The organism is Nonomuraea lactucae, from assembly GCF_003313395.1.
Taxonomy (GTDB): domain Bacteria; phylum Actinomycetota; class Actinomycetes; order Streptosporangiales; family Streptosporangiaceae; genus Nonomuraea; species Nonomuraea lactucae.
Map to the genome: position 1 here is coordinate 15620 of NZ_QNFZ01000027.1, position 15073 is coordinate 30692.

At 68.4% G+C, this 15073-nt stretch carries 16 protein-coding genes and 2 tRNA genes; 9 read left to right on the forward strand and 9 right to left on the reverse strand.

From position 1 onward, the window contains the following. Window positions 1-14: 14 nt before the first annotated feature. The 3 genes from DQW85_RS01745 to DQW85_RS01760 all read right to left on the reverse strand — a co-directional run bounded on the left by DQW85_RS01745 (window position 15) and on the right by DQW85_RS01760 (window position 2986). A complete protein-coding gene (locus tag DQW85_RS01745; RefSeq protein WP_162794625.1) occupies window positions 15-1511 on the reverse strand; it encodes a hypothetical protein in 1497 nt (498 codons plus the stop codon). Window positions 1512-1722: 211 nt separating this feature from the next. Next, window positions 1723-2181: a transposase gene (locus tag DQW85_RS01750; RefSeq protein ID WP_113698569.1), complete on the reverse strand. Its 459-nt coding sequence runs from the start codon at window positions 2179-2181 to the stop codon at window positions 1723-1725. A gap of 732 nt (window positions 2182-2913) precedes the next feature. Continuing rightward, window positions 2914-2986, reverse strand: a tRNA-Arg gene (locus DQW85_RS01760). Between the two features lie 427 nt (window positions 2987-3413). On the opposite strand from DQW85_RS01760, the gene DQW85_RS01765 reads away from it, so the two are divergent. The 5 genes from DQW85_RS01765 to DQW85_RS01785 all read left to right on the forward strand — a co-directional run bounded on the left by DQW85_RS01765 (window position 3414) and on the right by DQW85_RS01785 (window position 7131). Continuing rightward, the gene (locus DQW85_RS01765) at window positions 3414-3686 is read left to right on the forward strand and encodes a hypothetical protein (RefSeq protein WP_113698567.1); all 273 of its coding nucleotides are present in this window, start codon (window positions 3414-3416) and stop codon (window positions 3684-3686) included. A 624-nt stretch (window positions 3687-4310) separates the two neighbouring features. Beyond that, window positions 4311-4562 (forward strand): hypothetical protein, encoded by a 252-nt coding sequence (locus DQW85_RS01770; RefSeq protein ID WP_205314773.1) that lies wholly within the window; start codon window positions 4311-4313, stop codon window positions 4560-4562. Window position 4563: 1 nt separating this feature from the next. Further along, entirely contained in the window at window positions 4564-5295 is a 732-nt protein-coding gene (locus DQW85_RS01775) for a prolipoprotein diacylglyceryl transferase (RefSeq protein ID WP_113698565.1), read from the forward strand. Next, window positions 5292-6863, forward strand: a complete 1572-nt coding sequence (locus DQW85_RS01780; RefSeq protein WP_113698564.1) for a radical SAM protein — start codon at window positions 5292-5294, stop codon at window positions 6861-6863. Before DQW85_RS01775 ends, DQW85_RS01780 begins: the two co-directional genes overlap by 4 nt. A gap of 22 nt (window positions 6864-6885) precedes the next feature. Next, the gene (locus DQW85_RS01785) at window positions 6886-7131 is read left to right on the forward strand and encodes a hypothetical protein (protein ID WP_113698563.1); all 246 of its coding nucleotides are present in this window, start codon (window positions 6886-6888) and stop codon (window positions 7129-7131) included. On the opposite strand, the gene DQW85_RS01790 is transcribed toward DQW85_RS01785, so the two are convergent. The 3 genes from DQW85_RS01790 to DQW85_RS01800 all read right to left on the reverse strand — a co-directional run bounded on the left by DQW85_RS01790 (window position 7112) and on the right by DQW85_RS01800 (window position 9423). After that, window positions 7112-8416, reverse strand: a complete 1305-nt coding sequence (locus DQW85_RS01790) for a hypothetical protein (RefSeq protein ID WP_113698562.1) — start codon at window positions 8414-8416, stop codon at window positions 7112-7114. The two genes, DQW85_RS01785 and DQW85_RS01790, sit on opposite strands and share 20 nt — an antisense overlap. Then, window positions 8413-8889: a SigE family RNA polymerase sigma factor gene (locus tag DQW85_RS01795; RefSeq protein WP_113698561.1), complete on the reverse strand. Its 477-nt coding sequence runs from the start codon at window positions 8887-8889 to the stop codon at window positions 8413-8415. Before DQW85_RS01795 ends, DQW85_RS01790 begins: the two co-directional genes overlap by 4 nt. 75 nt (window positions 8890-8964) lie before the next feature. Then, entirely contained in the window at window positions 8965-9423 is a 459-nt protein-coding gene (locus tag DQW85_RS01800; RefSeq protein WP_113698560.1) for a MaoC family dehydratase, read from the reverse strand. A 281-nt stretch (window positions 9424-9704) separates the two neighbouring features. On the opposite strand from DQW85_RS01800, the gene DQW85_RS01805 reads away from it, so the two are divergent. Beyond that, the gene (locus DQW85_RS01805; protein WP_476703588.1) at window positions 9705-10877 is read left to right on the forward strand and encodes an AAA family ATPase; all 1173 of its coding nucleotides are present in this window, start codon (window positions 9705-9707) and stop codon (window positions 10875-10877) included. Window positions 10878-10980: 103 nt separating this feature from the next. On the opposite strand, the gene DQW85_RS01810 is transcribed toward DQW85_RS01805, so the two are convergent. Both DQW85_RS01810 and DQW85_RS01815 read right to left on the reverse strand, forming a co-directional pair. Further along, window positions 10981-11769 carry a MauE/DoxX family redox-associated membrane protein gene (locus tag DQW85_RS01810; RefSeq protein ID WP_240196834.1) on the reverse strand — a complete coding sequence of 263 codons (789 nt, stop codon included), beginning with the start codon at window positions 11767-11769 and terminating at the stop codon, window positions 10981-10983. Between the two features lie 8 nt (window positions 11770-11777). Continuing rightward, window positions 11778-12725, reverse strand: coding sequence for a hypothetical protein (locus DQW85_RS01815; RefSeq protein ID WP_113698557.1), 948 nt, complete (start codon window positions 12723-12725; stop codon window positions 11778-11780). A 216-nt stretch (window positions 12726-12941) separates the two neighbouring features. Here DQW85_RS01815 and DQW85_RS01820 point away from each other — a divergent pair, with 216 nt between their 5' ends. After that, window positions 12942-13448 carry a SigE family RNA polymerase sigma factor gene (locus DQW85_RS01820; protein WP_113698556.1) on the forward strand — a complete coding sequence of 169 codons (507 nt, stop codon included), beginning with the start codon at window positions 12942-12944 and terminating at the stop codon, window positions 13446-13448. Here DQW85_RS01820 and DQW85_RS01825 read toward each other — a convergent pair. After that, window positions 13405-13899: a MarR family winged helix-turn-helix transcriptional regulator gene (locus tag DQW85_RS01825; RefSeq protein WP_240196833.1), complete on the reverse strand. Its 495-nt coding sequence runs from the start codon at window positions 13897-13899 to the stop codon at window positions 13405-13407. The two genes, DQW85_RS01820 and DQW85_RS01825, sit on opposite strands and share 44 nt — an antisense overlap. Window positions 13900-13998: 99 nt before the next feature. On the opposite strand from DQW85_RS01825, the gene DQW85_RS01830 reads away from it, so the two are divergent. Together DQW85_RS01830 and DQW85_RS01835 are read left to right on the forward strand one after the other, a co-directional pair. Next, a complete protein-coding gene (locus tag DQW85_RS01830; protein ID WP_113698555.1) occupies window positions 13999-14559 on the forward strand; it encodes a YceI family protein in 561 nt (186 codons plus the stop codon). A 223-nt stretch (window positions 14560-14782) separates the two neighbouring features. After that, window positions 14783-14871 (forward strand) — tRNA-Ser (locus DQW85_RS01835). Window positions 14872-15073 lie beyond the last annotated feature (202 nt).

The window sequence follows — 15073 nt, forward strand, 5'->3', positions numbered from 1 at the left end:
ATCTGAATTCAGTTTCAAGTAGAAGCGGCCGCAGTGCCCAGATGACGCCACAGGGGGTCTTCGAGCTTCGCGGTGGCCACAGTGAGGTCGCCACCGTTCAGGCTGAGGGAGCGGACCGCCCCAGGGGCTCCTATCAGCTGTGGGTTAGTGGCGCCGTGGAAGACGGTGTCGCTCAACTGGAAAAGATGAGGGCTCGTGAACTCCCATCCATACAAGGTCCAGGATTCATCTTGGCCGGCTTGGGGACGAGGCGGCACGGCCAACTGGACCAGGGCCGAGCCGGCGTATGGATGTTCATGCCGAGTGTGCGCTGCCACGTATTTGACCAACCGCAGCTCGGCCTCCGCAGGCAGATCGGAGGCTGCCCCTCCCTCCACCTCGGAGTCTCGTTCCAGCTGCGGTATCACCGATGTGACCCACTCTCGGGTCGTGCCGCTGACCTCGCCGGCGAGTGCGCGCAGGCGCGCCGCGAACCAGGGAGCCAGGTCAGGCCCTCCTTTCCGTACCCAGCCCTCGACCAGCTGACGGAATGCCTCCTCGCGCCGGCTCGCCCGCATGTACGTGCTTGCGGCGAGAATGGACTTCCCCGCGCCGGCAAACGCCAGACATAAAGGTCGAACCAAGACCTCACCGGCATGGCGGGCGTAGCGGACCATACGAATCTGCAGCATCGCATTGTGCAGGATCGTCGCGGCGACCAAAGGGCCCTCGCCCAGCGGTTCCTGCCATCGCGGCGGAGGAGCCTCATGAGATGGCCGCGAGCCCGCCAGGGTTCGCGCATCGAACGCTCGGCCTGCTGCGGACAGGTGCCAGCTCAGGTCGTCGGGGTGGACGGTGGCACCCGCCGCACGCAGGATTCCGCGTTTCCCCATGCCGATCGCCACCTGTCCCGTCCCGAAATCCATGGTGATCCTGGACGAGTCATGGGAATTGAAGTGTGCGTCGGTGACCTCGTCTAGCCGCAGCCGTAACTCGGCGACCTCGTCGGCTGGCCGTTCAGAGGTGTATCGGCGTCGGGCGGTCACAACCAGGGCGCCGGTCAACCGGGTGCCGATCCGTTCCAACAACAGGGAGCGAACCTCGGCGGTGGCCAGGTCGTAGTCGACGCCGACCGCCGCGGCGACCTCCGTCGTCAGCGGCTCCCTAGACGCCCTCACGACTCCCCGGTAATCGCGGTAGTGGCGGTAGTGGCGGTCGGTCCCCATCGACGGTGGCAGCAACGGGTACCCGGCGATCGCCGACTGCTCCGCCATCCACGTCCGCCGCTCCACACCGAAAGCGGCCATCCACTCCAGGGCGGCACGTGCCCGCCGGTCACGGCCCCACCATGTACGGGCGGCCAGTGCGCGGAACAAGGGAAAGGTGTTGTTGTCCCACACGTCGGAAACCGTGTAAATGGTCTCACGATCGTAGGTTCTGGCGTCCGCGGCAGCCTCCGCCATCTGCACAAGCGAACGGTCCAGCAACGCACCCAACGTGCCAGCCGTCATCACGTTCCTGGCCGTCTCCACACAGATCATCATGTATCAGGAGCCCGGGACTCCTTCACACGGCAAGCTGATGCGACCCGCCACAGCCGGTGCTGTGGCGTCATGACGATCTACGCCCACGCCTCCCTCGATGAGAAGCTCAAGGCGCTCGCCAAGCTCGGCAGGACTCTGACGTGACCGAGCCTGCCACGTGGAAGCGCTCCAGAACCCCTGGGACGCTTCTGCGCATTCGCTAGTAGTGCCACTTCTCACTGTGGCGATGTCTCGTCGGCTCAGGCTCTTCACCACGCAGAAGCGTCAACCGGACGTGCTGACGGGCTTTGTGCTCCGCGATGTTCGCATCCATGCCAATGCCCTCATAGGAACCGCCGACGTCGCGCCTGAAGCGGCGGCCGTCCTGCTCCTGGATACGTCGGGGCATCGTGTCTGACAATTCGGCGTGCCGGAGCCACAGCATCAACGAGAGACGGATCTTGCGGCTGGAGTACCCCTTATCGGCGATCAGCGTGCCCGGCCGGGTGCCAGGACGACCCCCGGCCGGGCGGCGCAGCCGGAACTTGGCCATCACCGCCTCGAACGCGGTGCAGTCGACCACGTTGCCGCCGGTCAGATACAGCGCCAGCGGCAGCCCACGGGCTTCGACAAGCAGGTGCAGCTTGGTGGTCAACCCCCCGCGGGACCGTCCGAGCACCTGCCGGTTTTGCGATTGCTCCGTATCGATCGTCCCGCCGTCATCCCCCTTTTACGGGCCCCGGCCGCGTGCTGACGCGCCCGGGCGATGGTGGAATCGATGCTCCCCATCAGCTCGACCTGGCCGATCGAGTCGTCCTTGACCTGCATCTCCTCCAGCAGCCGAGCCCAAGTGCCGTCTTCTTCCCAGCGTTTGAACCGCTCATGGCAGCAACGGCTCGATCCGCACCCACGCCTTGTCGGTCAACTCACCACGTCGCACCACGATCGACGGTCCTCATGCGGTCCCGAAAGGCCGAGCGTCGCAGCGCTCTCCTCGAACCGCTGGTGGCTCTTGCCGTACGGACGGCGTGGGAACCCATCAAGAGCATGATCCACGCGACGGGGATCGAGGAGTTGCAACGGACATGCCGGATTCTCGCCGTCCTCATCTGTCCGGCACCCGAGGATCACAAGGCGGTCCAGGATGGCGCTCTTCTCCCCTTGGCGAAGGAGGGGATGTTGGAAACCAGCAAAGAGCGGCTTGAGCAAGTCTTCCCCGCAGAGTGGGTTCGCCGCCTCAGAGAGGGACTCAGCGGCGCCTGAGTAGGGTCGTCGGCGTCCGGGGGCCTGGAGGCGAGGGCACGAGCCCGCTGGTGTGCATAGAAGGGTGGGCCTGCGTTGCTGTACAACGCTGCTGTCCGACCACGAAAAAGGCTCCCCGGGATCATCCCAGAGAGCCTTTGACCTGGAGCGCGGCCGAGAGGACTCGAACCCCTAACCTTCTGATCCGTAGTCAGATGCTCTATCCATTGAGCTACGGCCGCTCGCTGCGTAAGCAAGCATAGCGGGTCTTCGGGAGTGACTCGAACCGGTTACCGCGCTCATGAGCGTGCCGACTCCGTCCTGCTGGACCAGAGGGTGTGGCTGATGGGCCGGATGAGGGCGATCAGGGGGATCAAGAGCGATGCGTAGCCAGATGGCCCACTCGGGGCGAGCGCGGGCCATGCCGCCTGGCGGGGGGCCGGGGGCCGTCGGCGAAGCGGCGGCGGAACTTGTCCCGGTCCTTCCGGTGCGTCGCGTGGGCGTGGGTCGTCCAATGCGGAGATCGCGAGGGAGCTCGACATCGCCGGGGTCACTACCACGACGCATGTCAGCTCTCACTCGTGTGGTGGGTGGGCACGTAGGGTGATCGGTGTGAGTGTGCCGCCGCCGCAGCAGCCGGGTGTGCCGGAGCCGCCTCGGAGGACCGGGGTGGTCGTCGGGTTGGCGTTCGTTGGGGCCTTCGGCTACTGGGTCTTCAACGTGGTGGTCGCCATTGTGGTGCTGAGCATGGAGTCTTCGGTGGCGATCGGCGTCGGGGCGGTGATCTTGGCGTTGGCTGCCCTCGGGGGTGGCATCGTCTTGCTGGTGCTGCGTCGGTCTTGGGCGCTGGGGCTGGGGCTTGGGCTGCTGATCGGCTGGGCGTTGGCGTCGATTGTCACGGCCGGGTACTGCACAGGGCTGAATCCAGGGATGTACGCGTAGGCCAGGGGCCGGCTGATACGTCTTGGCGCCTGGGTTGCTGGGCTTCTTTTGGGGCTCGTCTCGCGTCCTTCGGTCGTCGTGGGTCTGTGGTCGTGTCCTTCTGGTGCGGCTTGTGGCCTGTGGGTTGTGGTTCTGGGGGATCCGTACAGACAAATGCAAGTGCTGACCCCTAGCCTGGCTTCGGATCAGGGAGAGCTCACGTAGATGAACACACCACCACCACCGGATTCTCCGGACGGAATCGGGTCGGCCTCTGGCGAAAGTGGGCCGGAGCAGGGGCAGGGGCGGGGCGATGCGCTTCCAGGTGACATGCGGTCGCCTGGGCAGGGCGAGGTGTCGCCCGCTGGTCATGGGGTGGTGCCGGGTCAAGGTGGATCGCTGCCGGGCCCGGGTCGGGGTCCGGCCGGAGTGGAGGGCGATTCGCCGGGAGTGGGCGGATCCCCCGCCGGAGCGGGTGACGTGCCACCGCGAGTGGGTGGGCTCCCTGGTGGGGCGGGGGGCGTGCCGCCTGGAGGGATGCCGCCCGGTGGGTGGGGGGTGCCGCCGGGGCCTGCGCCTGGTTCCGGGGGCGGGTCCGCTGGGGTGGTGGTGGGGTTGGCGTTTGTCGGGTTTGTGGTCTACAGCGTGATCAATGTCGTCGTCGGGTTCTTCATCGTCATCGCGTCCATGGAGCAGAACAGCGGCACCAGCGCTGGGTTCGTCGCGGCCGGGGCCGTGGTGCTGGCGCTGGTGGGGCTGGGGGCAGGGACCGGGCTGTTGTTCGTGCGGCGGCCGTGGGCGACCGGGCTGGGGCTGGGGCTGATGATCGGGTGGGCCTTGTGGTCGATCGTCTCGGCGGGGTTCTGTACGGGGCTCAATCCGGAGTTGTACGCCTGACATGCCACTGCATGAGATTTTCGTGGGCCTTGGGGTGCTGGTCGCTTCTGTGGTGTTCGTACGGGAGGCACGGCGGCGGGGGGCGCTCAACGAGCAGTCGCTGGTCACCGTCACGGGGGCGCTGGTGGGTGGGGCGATCGGGATGCGGTTGGCCGGGTGGCTGGAGACGCTTGATCTGTCCGATCTCTGGCTGTACGGCTCGCGGAGCGTCCTCGGCGGCCTGACCGGGGCGTACGTGGGTGTGCTGGTGGCCAAGAGGATCATCGGCTACAAGGAGCGGACGGGCGATCTGTTCGCCCCCGCGGTGGCGTTGGGGATGGCGGTCGGGCGGATCGGCTGCCATCTGACCGAGGCACCGGGGCGGCCCACGGATCTGCCGTGGGGGGTGCATGCTCCCGCGACCACGCCCGAGTGTCCCGGCTGCCTGGTGGGGCAGGCCATGCACCCGTCGTTCGTGTACGAGATCGTGTTCCACCTGGCCGCGTTCGGCGCGCTGGTGTGGGCGCGCGGCAGGCTCAGCCGGCCGGGCGAGCTGTTCACGCTCTACCTGGCCGGGTACGCGGTGTTCCGGTTCGCGGTCGAGTTCGCCAGGGCGAACGAGACCGTCTGGCTGGACCTCACGCGGCCACAGTGGTTTCTCGTCCCGGGCCTGTTGCTGCTCGGGATCAGGGTCGGGTACGGGTGGCGACGCGGCTACTACGATGCCCTTTTCCGGCGGAAGGTCGTCAGATGAGCACTGGGATGGGACTGCGGGGAGACCGCATCCTGAGGTACGTCAACGCCTTCTGCCCGCACTGCCACGGCCAGGACCTGGAGCGGGTGGAGCGGCTGAGCGGCTATCTGGCCGTTCGGGACGGCAGGGTGTGGCTGGAGCGCGGGTGCCGCGAGCACGGCCTGGTGCGGACGCTGTACGACGAGGACCCGGAGATCCTCGCGTACCTGGAGGAATGGACCGCTCCCACGAAGCAGCACATCCCGGACGTGGCCGGGAACTTCGCGCCGGTGCCCGCCGCGTACCTGCAGGGCCTGCCCGAGATGCAGACCCAGCACACGTGCATCCTGCTGGAGGACATCGTCGATGCGTGCAACCTGCGCTGCCCGACCTGTTTCACCGGCAGTTCCCCCGAGCTGAGCGGTGTCGTCCCGGTGGCCGAGGTTCTCGCCAACGTCGACCAGCGCCTCGCCCGCGAGAACGGCAAGCTCGACGTGCTCATGCTGAGCGGCGGCGAGCCGACCCTGCATCCGGAGCTCGCCGACCTGCTCGGCGAGCTCGTACGGCGGCCCGTCACCCGCATCCTGATCAACACCAACGGCGTGCTCATCGCCCGTGACGACGACCTGCTCGACCTGCTGACCGAGCACAGGGAGCGGGTCGAGGTCTACCTGCAGTACGACGGGAGCTCGGCCGAGGCGTCGAAGCATCACCGCGGCGGTGACCTGCGACGCCTCAAGGCGCAGGCCGTGCAGCGGTTGTCGGAACGCGAGATCTTCACCACGCTGGTGATGACGGCGGCGCTCGGCGTCAACGACGGCGAGATCGGCGACGTCATCCGGCTGGCCCTCGACACCCCGTACGTCGGCGGCGTGTCGCTGCAGCCGCAGTTCGGCTCGGGCAGGTCGGGGCCGATCGACCCGATGGACCGGCTCACCCACACGGGCGTGCTCGGGCGGCTCGGCCCGCAGACCGGGGGGCTGGTCACGTGGCGCGACCTCACGGCTCTGCCCTGCTCGCATCCGCACTGCTGCTCGGTGGGCTACCTGATCCGCGACGACGCGCGGCAGTGGCGCTCGCTGGTGGCGCTGATGGGGCACGACCGGCTCAAGGCGAACCTCGGCCTGGTGTCCAACCGGATCGCCGACAGCGAGATCCCGCGCGAGCTGCGGCTGGCCGTACAGGAGTCGCTGCTCGGACTGCTGTCGGAGCAGTCGTCGCTGTCGCATCCGCGGATCGGCGAGTTGTGGCGCGACATCTGCGAGAACTGCGACCTCGGCGTGGCCACCCTGCTCACGCTGGCTTCGTCGGCGCTGCCCGGCGGGCGCAGGAAGCTGCGCAGGATGCTGGGCGAGCGAGTGGTGCGGGTGACGGTGAAGCCGTTCATGGACATCTCGACGATGATCGAGGAGCGGCTGACGCAGTGCTGCGTGCACGTCGGCACGCGGGCCGGGCGAGCACCCGATCAGGCACGGGATCAGTGTGCGCCGTTCTGTGCGGTGCAGGCGTGGCCGCGGCTGGCGGGGCAGCGGCTGTCCGCGGTGGCCTCCGAACCCCGCGCACGCCTGCCTCTGGAGGTCGTCACATGAAAGCGCCGCTGGAGGTCGTCACGTGAAGGCCGAGCCCTACGATCCGCTGCGGTTGTGCGTGTATGCGACGGTCGCGCTGCTGGCCTGGTTGCTGGGGGCGTGGGCGGTGCTGGGGTTCGCGGCGCTGGGGTTCGCGGGTTACTGGAAGGCGCGGCGAGCCGGGTTGTCCCGGAGCAAGTGCCTGCTCCGGGACACCCGGCTCGTGCTGGCCTACCTGGGGCTGCTGGGGGTGGTGGCGGTGGCCGCGATCATTCACCCTTTGTTGTGACGGCCGCCAGGTTCAGCACGGTGAACTCCTTGCCGCCGCCCCGCTCCTTGGACTGGCACGTCTTCGACTCCCCCTCGGACCCGCACACGTCGTAGTGCTCCCGGTCCTCATCCCAGTAGATGATCGTGGTGGGCGAGGAGGAGACGCCTCTGCCCAGGGCGCTCGCGCCGTTCGGCCAGACCTTGCCGACGCCTGCCTTGAGGCCGGTGGCCGCGTCGAACACGATCGACCGCGCAGTGCTCTCCGACACCGGAGTGCTGTCGTGTCCGGAGAGGAGCGCGAACCGGGTGCCCAGCCGGTCGTCGTCGGACCCCATCAGGGTGAGCTCACTGGGCAGCGTCTTCCGGACGAAGCCGTCCACGCGCTGTGCGATCACCCCTTCCTTCGTCATGGCGAAACACCAGTCGGGGAGGCAGCTCATGCCCTTCGCCCCGTCCGGTACCTGTACGTCCTTCGACTCGCCGGTCTCCAGGTTGACCAGCCTGTGCTGGTTGGTGACGTCCCCGCGGCGAGTGCGGTCACCCGCCCACGGCCAGGAGAGGAGGTGCAGCCCGTCGCTGCCCGCGATGCGTTGAGGCGTGCCGCCTGTCAGCGGCACGCGGTAGACGCCGCCCGACCGCACCGACCAGACGACGGAGTCGTCCGTGACGCCGATGCGCTCCACCTCGGCCATCGAGCCGGTGACCTCGCCCAGTTGCTTGGCCTCGCCGCCCTCCCTGGGCATGATCCAGAAATCTGCCCATTTGTCGCCGTTGTTGGGGGTCTCGCCGTACCAGGCGATGTGCTTCTCGCCGACCTCGAAGTTCTGGGCGTAGTAGCCCCGTACGTTCGTGGGAGCCGGTACGTCACCGAGGACGCGCGCGCTCTTGGCCGCCGAGTCGTACACCTCCAGCCGCCCCGCCTTCTCGAACGAGGACTCGGCGATGAGGAGCACCTCAGTTGGGCTCATGCCGGTTATCGGGCGATATTTCCAGCCGTCGGCGGCCTTGGCGGGCATCTTGAAGACCGCCTTGGGCCAGACCTCGGCCGCAGGTTGGACCTCCAACCTCGATGGTTCGCCGGAGGTCACGGTGACAGCCGGCCCCGCCTGCCCGCCCCCGCTGGACAGGACGGCCGTCGTACCGCCCGCGACCGCCACGACCGCGGCCGCCGCCAGCATCACCTGTACCCGCTGCCTGATGCGGCGGGCACGCCTGCGGGCGGCCACCGCGCCCGCGAGACCGTCCGAACGCACCTGGTCCGCGGCGGTGCGCAGGGTCCGGATCAGGTCCTCTTCGCTTCTCATCGCGCCTCCTGCAGCACTCGCTTGATCCGGAGCTTGTCCAGGGCACGGGAGGCCTGGCTGCGCACGGTCCCACGGGAGACGCCGAGCACCTCGGCGATCTTCTCGTCGGGCAGGTCCTCGTAGTAGCGGAGCACGAGAACGGCCCGCTGCTTGCGGGGAAGCTCCTGGAGCTCGGCCCAGAGGTCGGCGTCGCCGTAGTGGTCGAACCTGCCGCGCTCGGGCACCGCGGCGACCAGGTCCTCCCGGTGCCGCCGCCGCCAGGCGTTGATGTGCAGCCGGACCATGGTCGTGCGGACGTACCCCTCCGGGTCGTCCTTCCTGCGGACGCGCGGCCAGGCGTCACCCAGCCTGGCTAGCGCCTCCTGAACGAGGTCGGCGGCGTCCTCCGAGTTTCCGGAGAGCACGTAGCCGTACCGCAGGAGCGCCTCGCCCCGCGCTCGGACGAACTCATCGAAATCAGCCGTATGGTCCACGAACCCAAGGACCGGCGGGCGGGCGCTTCTGTTGCACGGGAAAGAGCACGGGGAAGAGCACGCGGAAGAGAAGGACTACTCGGCCGGGATGTACAGGCTGAGCGTCTCGGCGATGCAGGCCGGGCGCCGCTCCCCCTCGACCTCGATCGTCACCTTGAGGTTGGACAGGTAGCCGGCGGGGGTGCCCTTGACGTCGCTCAGCTCGCCCGAGGCCCTGACGCGCGCGCCGACCGGCACCGGCCTCGGGAAGCGGACCTTGTTGAGGCCGTAGTTGACGCCCATGGCGATGCCCTCGACGCGCAGGAGCTCCATCATGAACGACGGCAGCAGCGACAGGCTCAGGTAGCCGTGCGCGATCGTGCCGCCGAACGGGCCCTCCTTGGCCCGCTCCACGTCCACGTGGATCCACTGGTGGTCGTCGGTGGCGTCGGCGAAGAGGTTGACCTGCTCCTGGGTGACCGTGCGCCACTCGGTGGGGCCGAACGTCTCACCGACGGCCGACTTGAGCTCCTGTACGTTCGCGAAGGTCCGCATGGGGCGAACGTTATTGGGCTCGCGGTACGCCTGCCAAGTTCGGCATCCGATGAGCAGCCGGGCGCGGGGTTGCGAAGATCTTTACCCGAAACCATCGCATGCGTGTTCGAGTCCGCGCTACAGTTCTCGGTAGCGAATCGAACAGAGGTTCGGCCTGGTGAGAGGGGGTGTGTCCGGTGACTGTGATGGCGCCCTCGCCTGTTCGGACACGCCGTAGCGCTTTCTGCCCAAATCTAAGACGGCCGCTATATCCCGCAATAAAGTCCGAGAGCGTGGACCCTGTGCGCAATCCCTACGCCCCCGGAGCCGGGCAGCGTCCTCCCGAGCTGGCCGGGCGCGACCGCGAGCTCCAGCAGTTCGAGGTCGTGCTGGAGCGGGTGGCCCGTGGCCGCCCCGAGCGGAGCATGGTCGTCACCGGCCTGCGTGGCGTCGGGAAGACCGTCCTGCTCAACACGTTCAAGTCCATGGCGATGCAGCGGCTGTGGGGCACGGGCAAGATCGAGGCCCGGCCCGACCAGTCGATCCGCCGTCCCGTCGCCGCCGCCCTGCACATGGCGATCCGCGAGCTGGCCCCGCGCCACCGGGCGCCGGAGCGCATCGAGGAGTTCCTCGGGGTGCTCAAGGCGTTCGCGATGCGCGATCCGGCCGCGGCCAAGGGCACCTCGCACTGGTCGCCCGGCATCGAGGTGCCGGCCAGCCGGGGCCGCGCCGACTCCGGCGACCTGGAGATCGACCTCACCGAGCTGTTCGTCGACGCGGCGAGCGTGGCCACCGACCTGGGCGTGGGCATCGCGCTCTTCATCGACGAGATGCAAGACGTGCAGGCCGCAGACGTCTCCGCGCTCTGCGCCGCCTGCCACGAGCTGTCCCAGTCGGGCGGCCCGCTGATCGTGGTCGGGGCCGGGCTGCCGCATCTGCCGAGCGTGCTGTCGGCCAGCAAGAGCTACTCGGAGCGGCTGTTCCGCTACGCGCGCATCGACAAGCTCGACCGCGAAGCGGCCGACCTGGCGCTGATCCTGCCCGCGCGCGAGGAGCAGGTGGAGTTCACGCAGGACGCCCTCGACGCGCTCTACGAGGCGGCCGACGGCTATCCCTACTTCGTCCAGGCCTACGGCAAGGTGGCGTGGGATCTGGCGCCACGCAGCCCGATCACGGTGGACGACGTCAAGGTCTCCGCTCCCGAGGCCGAGGAGGAGCTCGCGGTGGGCTTCTTCGGCAGCCGCTACGAGCGGGCCACCCCGGCCGAGCGCGACTACATGCACGCCATGGCCCAGATCGGTGACGAGCCGGTCTCCACGGCTGAGGTGGCCGACGCCCTCGGTCGCAAGCCGTCCAGCCTGTCACCCGCCCGCGACAGCCTCATCAAGAAGGGGCTGATCTACAGTGCCGAGCGCGGCCAGATCGCGTTCACCGTGCCACATTTCGGGAGGTTCCTACGTGCGCAACCGATCTAGCCGGCACCCCTAGTCCTCTATTGGGTTGTCTAGTGGGGAAGCTAGACAGCCCAATAGAGCCATATCGCCATGCCCGTCGAGGGAAATCTACGGCTGTCTAGCGTCAGGCCGATACAGGCGTATACGCGGGCAGAGATCCGCTGTCCTCCGGGCTGACCACGGCGACCCGCACCGCCGGGCGCCTCCCGCTGAGATAGACCGCGAAGACGACGTCGCCGCCGTCCTTGCCCTGGAAGGCGAAGAACCGCCAGCACAGCTCCCGCCAGCTGTCGTACGGCTCCGCCGCGGCGACGTGGTCCCGGTGCGTACGCCACGGGCCGCTCCCCCGCAGCCGAGACAGCGCGACGCCCTCGGCGGGCGCCGGCCGCTGCTCGCAGGGCGCGCGGTAGCGGAGCCGGTCGATCATCTCCTCGAGCTCCGGCGACAGCAGCGCCAGCAGACCGACCCCGGCGGCGACGAACCACGACGGCCGCGCGAACGCCACCCATCCGGGCACCTCCGCCCACACGGTCATCACCGCCATGCCGGTGAGCACGACGGTCCTGCCGACCGCGCGGATGCCCACCGGGGCCGCGCTGACCTCGCCGAAGCACCCGCACCCCGCGTCGGGCCGCCGCCTGCGCAGCTCCAGCAGCACGTACGTGGAGAGCGCGAAGAACATGACCGTCGCCCACCGGAAGACTGGCACGGTGGTCACGAGGAGCCCCACGGCGAGCACCAGTTCCCCCACGGCGCAGGCCACCAGCGCCGGTGCCTGCATGCGCCCCGGAACGAGCACGGCCGGCCCCAGCCTCGACAGCGCCCCCGGCTCGCCACCCGACCGCACCGTGACGAGCTTGGCCACCGTCCCGAGGACGAGCAGCACGATCAGGACCGGTAGCTGCGATGCCACCACCAGCGTCACCCCAATCCGATCTGAGCGTTGAAGCACCCCTTGACCAGGTCGCCGCCGAGCTCGACGTACGACGACGGCGAAAGCTCCGCGATCCGGCCGCGCGGCGACGTACCGCATTCCACGCAACGATCGCAGAAGCGCCCGGCCACGCAACCGCACGCGACGATCGGGACGTTGACCGAGCGGTCCGCGCAGACGTTCTTCACCTGGAGCAGCGACCCCACCGCGAGGTACGGCAGGCCGGCGCACGACACCTCGGCGTCGGGACATCCGGCGTCAGAACGTTCCACCATCGGGTAGGCGACGCCGCGCTCGCCGTCGTCGAACGCGTCCGACCAGGTCGCGGTCCCGGAGACGCGCGGCTGGCCCCCGGCGTAGGCGGGCGGCGGAGGTGGCACGGCCTTCGCGGCGTAGGGGGGCTGGGAGGTCGCGGGCAGCAGGGCCAGGCACGTCCCGTCCTTGCGGACGCCGATCGCGTCGAAGAGGTAGCCGGGCTCCAGCTTGGGGTGGCGTACCTGGATGCGGCCGGTGGCCCGGTAGGGGATGACGATCGTCCGGCGGCCCCGGTGCGGGCCGCAGGAGAGCTGGACCGTCAGGTCCTTGCGACCCTCGATGGACAGGATGGTCCCGGTGAGCCGGGTGGTGTCGGCCCAGATCCGCTCGACGACCCTGCCCTCGCGACAGGTGCGCATCATGACCCGGGCGCCGGCGGGCAGATCGGCGGGGGTGGTGTCGCGGCCGTGCCAGGCGGTGGCCCATGGGGCGATGACCAGCCGCTCCTCCCCGCCCTCGGGCGTCTCGATGATGACCAGATGCGGGCTGATGTCGCGGATCTCCCCCGCGACGGCGCGTAACGGATCGCCGCTCGACGGCTCGGGGCCCGGCGCTCCGGCCTCCCGCCCCAACGCCGCCGCCGCGAGCATCCGCCGGCGCTCAACGCTCGGATAGCCCATCCACCCCTCCTCCTCGCTCCTATAGCGTCACACGACTTCGCGCGTGGCGCGCGGGCACATCTCATTAGGGAGCAAAATACGCATCCCCAAGGGAAGGACATGACATCCGGCGTCGTACAAACCGCCACCGACCTTGACGGACCTTTGTCGTCGGCGGGCCGAATCATGAATTCGGGTTCAGCCCTAACAGGGCATCAGGCTGCGATTCTGGCCACGATGCAGATCACCAAAGGTGAAGAGGAGTTCCGCGAGTACGTCCTGACCCGCGGGCCCGCCCTGCTGCGCGCCGCTCATCAGCTGACCGGACATCCCTTGGACGCCGAGGATCTGCTCCAGAACGCTCTGACCAGGACATACCTTGCCTGGGACCGCATCACGGACCGCGGGGCGCTCGACGGTTACGTCAGGCGGGCCATGGTCAACATCAACATCTCGCAGTGGCGGCGGCGCAAGGTCGAGGAGTACCCCTCCGACGAGTTGCCGGAGGTGGCCTGCGAGTCCGATGCGTACGGCGAGGTGCACGAGCGGCTCGAACGGGCGCTGAGCAGGCTGCCGGAGCGCATGCGGGCCGCGATCGTGCTGCGCTACTACGAGGACATGACGGAGCCCGAGGTGGCCAGCACCCTCGGGATCAGCGTCGGCACGGTCAAGAGCACGGTGTCGCGCGCCATGGCCAAGCTCAGGACCGAACTGGGGATCTGCTCTCCGCCGCCCCGGCCGTAGCGCAGGGCCGTACGACGTCGCGGATCGTACGGAGGGCCTCCAGGAACGCCTCGAGCTGCTCGTCGGCGAGCAAACCCGTGAAGCACCGCTGGATGTCGGCGAGATGGAGGGGCAGGACGGCCGTGAGCCGCTCACGGCCGGCGTCGGTGAGCGCCGCATAGGAGGCACGCCGGTCGGCGGTGCAGGCTACGCGGGTCACCAGACCGTCACGTTCCAGGCGATCGACGACCCTGGTCACGCCACTGGTGGACAGGCCCGTCTGGGCGGCGAGGTCGGTCATCCGCAGCCGTTCGCCGGGGGAACGGCCCAGGCGGAGAAGCGTCTCGAAGTCGATCTCGGACAGGCCCGCCGTGCTGAGCACCGGCTGCATCCGGGCGACCAGACCCGCGTGGACCTCGGCCAGCAGGCCCATGGCGGTGAGCCGGGGGTCGTCGATGGGATTCACACTCACACCCTAACCGACGATAGTTGACGTGAGGAATATTCCTCATGTAGATATCTGTTAACGCAAATATCCGTAGGGCAAGTACTCGTCTCTTGAGGAGCCACCATGACCGTCCGCACCTGGGAAGGCCTCACCATCCCCGCCCCCGGCACCTACAACCTCGACGCGGCCCACACCCGCATCGGCTTCGTCGTCAAGCACATGATGGTCAGCAAAGTACGCGGAAATTTCGGCGACTTCAGCGGCTCGGTCACCATCGCCGAGAACCCCCTCGAGTCGTCCGCCCAGCTCACGATCAAGACGGAGAGCATCAACACCGGCGTCGCCGACCGCGACGGCCACCTGCGTAGCGACGACTTCCTGGCCGTCGAGAAGTACCCGGAGATCACCTTCCAGAGCAAGCGCGTGGTTCGCCAGTCGGACGACGAGTTCACCGTCGCCGGCGACCTCACGATCCGCGACGTCACCAAGGAGGTCGAGCTCACGGTCGAGTACGGCGGCGCCGGCACGAACCCCTGGGGCCAGGACGTATGGGGCTTCTCCCTCCACACCGAACTGGACCGCGAGGACTTCGGCCTGACCTGGAACCAGGCCCTCGAGACGGGTGGCGTGCTGGTGGGCAAGAAGGTCAAGATCGAGATCGAGGGCGAGGCCAACCCCGCCTGACTCATCCACAGTCGAAAGCCCGTTCTGGAACCGGGCGGGCTTCGTCCACAGGAGGTTACCCACAGGCGGTGGATAACCTCCTCGGATTCCCACCGCGGGTCCGTCGGGGGGCACGCGCGGGTTCGTCGGGGGGCACGCGCGGGTCCGTTGGGAGGCACGCGCGGGAACCGCTTTGCCGCCTCGCCAGAAGGCCGGTACGCTGTCCTGAGCCACATGGCTTCCAGGAGGATTCGCCTAGTCAGGTCTATGGCGCCGCACTGCTAATGCGGTTTGGTGGCAACACCATCCGGGGTTCAAATCCCCGATCCTCCGCAGGTGAAAGGCCCTCGTCCCGTTTTTGGGGAGAGGGCCTTTTGATCTTTCGGTTTCCCATAGTCGCAGTGCTAGTTGCAACGGCTACGGATCGTCGTGCATCAGCGGTGTGGACACGTAAAAAAGAGAACCTGCTGTACGACCCAGATGTTCACACCCTGCTCGATGAGGAGTGTCGCGGCGGTGTGCCGGGCGTCGTGGA

Coding starts and splice junctions, on each gene's coding strand:
- DQW85_RS01775 (WP_113698565.1), top strand. CDS start 4,564: ATGCCACTGCATGAGATTTTCGTGGGCCTTGGGGTGCTGGTCGCTTCT.
- DQW85_RS01780 (WP_113698564.1), top strand. CDS start 5,292: ATGAGCACTGGGATGGGACTGCGGGGAGACCGCATCCTGAGGTACGTC.
- DQW85_RS01790 (WP_113698562.1), bottom strand. CDS start 8,416: ATGAGAAGCGAAGAGGACCTGATCCGGACCCTGCGCACCGCCGCGGAC.
- DQW85_RS01800 (WP_113698560.1), bottom strand. CDS start 9,423: ATGCGGACCTTCGCGAACGTACAGGAGCTCAAGTCGGCCGTCGGTGAG.
- DQW85_RS01815 (WP_113698557.1), bottom strand. CDS start 12,725: ATGGGCTATCCGAGCGTTGAGCGCCGGCGGATGCTCGCGGCGGCGGCG.
- DQW85_RS01820 (WP_113698556.1), top strand. CDS start 12,942: ATGCAGATCACCAAAGGTGAAGAGGAGTTCCGCGAGTACGTCCTGACC.
- DQW85_RS01830 (WP_113698555.1), top strand. CDS start 13,999: ATGACCGTCCGCACCTGGGAAGGCCTCACCATCCCCGCCCCCGGCACC.